Annotated in this window: 1 protein-coding gene and 1 pseudogene; both read left to right on the top strand. The window is 60.7% G+C overall.

Going from position 1 to position 2,924, the window contains the following annotated elements; all coding sequences use genetic code 11:
• Positions 1–79 precede the first annotated feature (79 nt).
• Positions 80–2,473, top strand: a complete 2,394-nt coding sequence (locus tag ACH2EH_RS22855; RefSeq protein ID WP_395145388.1) for a phosphoketolase — start codon at positions 80–82, stop codon at positions 2,471–2,473.
• Positions 2,446–2,924: pseudogene (locus ACH2EH_RS22850) on the top strand (acetate kinase); the annotation flags it as partial. The gene ACH2EH_RS22855 and the pseudogene ACH2EH_RS22850, both read left to right, overlap by 28 nt.

The following is a 2,924-nucleotide window of genomic DNA, read 5'->3' as shown; positions in this document are numbered from 1 at the left end:
CTCTTCGCCCTTCTCTCCCGAGGCGGCGGCAAGTCCGGCGGTGGTGGCGCTTCATGACGCTGGTAAAGACAGCTAAACTATGGACAACTATTTAGATTTTGAGGCGCTCGGCCTCCTAGATGCGTACTGGCGAGCCGCGAACTATCTCTCGGTCGGGCAGATCTATCTCTATGACAATCCCCTGCTAAAGCGCCCCCTCACCGCTAGCGATATCAAGCGCACGCTGCTGGGACACTGGGGTACGACACCGGGGCAGAACTTTATCTACGCCCACCTCAACCGGGTCATCAAAAAAGACGATCTCAATATGATCTATGTCTCCGGCCCCGGACATGGAGGTCCTGCTGTGGTGGCCAACACCTACCTCGAGGGCACCTACAGCGAGGTCTATCCAAACATCAGCCAAGACGAAGACGGGCTGCGCAAGCTCTTTCGGCAGTTCTCGTTTCCCGGCGGCATCCCCAGCCATGTCTCGCCGGAGACACCGGGCTCGATCCACGAGGGCGGCGAGCTGGGCTACTCACTCAGTCACTCGTTTGGGGCGGTATTTGATAATCCTGAGCTGATCGTGGCATGTGTCGTGGGCGATGGTGAGGCCGAGACGGGGCCGCTCGCAACGGCATGGCACTCCAATAAGTTCCTCAGCCCGGCGACCGATGGCGCGGTGCTGCCGATCTTGCATCTCAACGGCTATAAGATTGCCAACCCCACGGTTCTGGCCCGCATCCCGCGCGACGAGCTCGACCAGCTCTTTCGCGGCTACGGCTGGACGCCGCTCTATGTGGAGGGCCATGAGCCAGAGCAGATGCACCCGGCGATGGCCGCCGCGCTAGACACGGCACTTGCGCAGATCAAGAGTATCCAGCACAACGCCCGGAGTGGCGATAGCGAGTTTATCCGTCCCCGCTGGCCGATGATCATTTTGATCTCCCCCAAGGGCTGGACCGGACCAAAAATCGTGGAGGGCGTGGCAAACGAGGGGACATTTCGCGCCCACCAGGTTCCTCTCACGGCTCCCGCCACCAACCCGGAGCACCTAGCGCTCTTGGAAAACTGGCTCAAAAGCTACCGCCCCGAGGAGCTCTTCGATGCCACGGGGCACCTCAAGCCGGAGCTGGCCGCACTTGCTCCTCAAGGTGAGCGGCGGATGGGTGCCAGTCCCCACGCCAACGGCGGCAAGCTCCTCAAAGAACTAAACTTTCCCGACTTCCGCGACTACGCCGCAGTCGTGGAATCGCCTGGTGTACGTGGCATCGGGGACACGCGCGTACTCGGGCCGTTCCTGCGCGATGTCGTCAGGCTCAACCAAGCACGGCGCAACTTCCGGGTCTTTGGCCCCGATGAGACGCTCTCCAACGGTCTTGGGGCGCTACTCGAAGCGACCCCGCGCCAGTGGGATGCGGCGATCCTTCCCGGCGATGTGGGACTGGCACCCGAGGGACGCGTGCTCGACTCGATGCTCAGTGAGCACCAGTGTGAGGGCTGGCTGGAGGGCTACCTACTCACCGGGCGGCATGGGCTCTTCAACTGCTACGAGGCCTTTATCCATATCATAGACTCAATGTTCAATCAGCACGCCAAGTGGCTCAAAGTGACCTCACACTTGCCCTGGCGCGCCCCGATTGCGTCGCTAAACTACCTGCTCTCGTCGCATGTCTGGCGGCAGGATCACAACGGCTTTACGCACCAGGACCCCGGATTTCTCGATGTGGTGCTGAACAAAAAAGCCGAGGTCGTCCGGGTCTATCTTCCGCCGGATGCTAACTGCCTGCTCTCCGTGATGGATCACTGTCTTCGGAGCCGTCACTATGTCAATGTGGTGGTTGCGGGAAAGCACCCGTCGCCGCAGTGGCTCGCGATGGACACTGCCGAGAAGCACTGCGCGGAGGGAATTGGTATCTGGCAGTGGGCCAGCAACGACAATGACAACGACCAGGGCACCGAGCCTGATGTGGTGATGGCCTGCTGTGGGGATGTCCCCACGCTGGAGACGCTCGCGGCGGTCACTCTGCTGCGTGAGCACCTGCCGAGCCTAAAGATTCGTGTGGTCAATGTCGTGGATCTGATGCGGCTTCAGCCCCAGCGCGAGCATCCCCACGGCCTCTCCGACACCGACTTCGATGCGCTCTTCACCAAAGACAAGCCCATCATCTTCGCCTTTCACGGCTACCCCTGGCTCATCCATAGGCTCACGTACCGTCGTACCAACCACGCTAATCTTCACGTCCGAGGCTACAAAGAGGAGGGCACGATCACCACTGCGTTTGACATGACCGTACTCAACGACATGGATCGCTTCCATCTTGCGATGGACACGATTGACCGTCTGCCCCAGACCGGCGAGGCAGGCACAGCGCTCAAGGAGCTACTTATTGGCAAGCTGCTCGCCCATAAAAAATACATCTACCAGTTCGGCGAGGACATGCCCGAGATTCGAAACTGGCAGTGGAACGCGGAAGCGATCTCGCCGTGAACGTCCTCGCGCTCAATGTAGGCAGCTCCAGCCTGAAGTACACGCTCTTTACGATGCCCACCGAAGCCATCCTCGCCGAGGGGCAGATGGAAAGCTTGGATCGCCAGGCGCTCACGGAAGCTGCACAGAGTGCCTTTGCGCACTGCCAGCCGCTGGGAATTGATGCTATTGGCCATAGGATTGTGCACGGCGGCCCGCGCTTTGTCGCACCGATGCGCCTTACCGAGAGTGCTCTTGAGGCTCTGCGAAGCCTGGATGCGCTCGACCCCTTGCACAACCCCACGGAAGTCGCGGTGATGGAGCAAGGAATGCGCCACCTGCCCCATATCTCTCATATTGCGGTCTTTGACACGGCGTTTCACCAGAGCTTGCCGCCCGTGGCTGCCTGCTATGCGCTGCCCCGCGAGCTCTCGGAGCGGCTGGAGCTTCGGCGCTACGGGTTCCATGGCAC

This window comes from Armatimonas sp., assembly GCF_043760365.1.
Taxonomy (GTDB): Bacteria; Armatimonadota; Armatimonadia; order Armatimonadales; family Armatimonadaceae; genus Armatimonas.
The sequence above is the reverse complement of the archived record's forward strand: the minus strand, read 5'-3'. Positions and strand labels throughout refer to the sequence as shown.